At 67.3% G+C, this 275-nt stretch carries 1 protein-coding gene; it reads right to left on the bottom strand.

The window, feature by feature from the left end; translation table 11 throughout:
• Nucleotides 1–275, bottom strand: a 275-nt coding sequence (locus IB278_RS33690) for an AMP-binding protein (RefSeq protein ID WP_192328893.1), incomplete at both ends; no start/stop codon positions are given.

Below are 275 nucleotides of genomic sequence, written 5' to 3'. Positions count from 1 at the left end.
CCATTTCCTCGGGGAAGTAGCTCTTCTTGAAGCGCTCGGGGTCGTTCCAGATGGTGCGGATCATCGAGGGCCAGGGCCGCTTGATGACCAGCATGCCGCCCGCGCCGTTGGGCAGGTCCTTGCCGGTCTCGTCGACGATCGCGGCCATGATGCCCGGCAGCGGCAAGGTGCATGAGCCCGGCACCAGCGGCGTGGCGCCCGGCAGGGGCGTGATGACGTGGCCGCCGGTCTCGGTCTGCCAGAAGGTGTCGACGATCGGACATTTCTCATGGCCG

Origin of the sequence: Variovorax sp. VRV01, assembly GCF_014852545.1 — a bacterium.
In the GTDB taxonomy this organism is placed as follows: Bacteria; Pseudomonadota; Gammaproteobacteria; order Burkholderiales; family Burkholderiaceae_C; genus Variovorax; species Variovorax beijingensis_A.
This window is presented reverse-complemented; position numbering and strand designations above follow the sequence as displayed.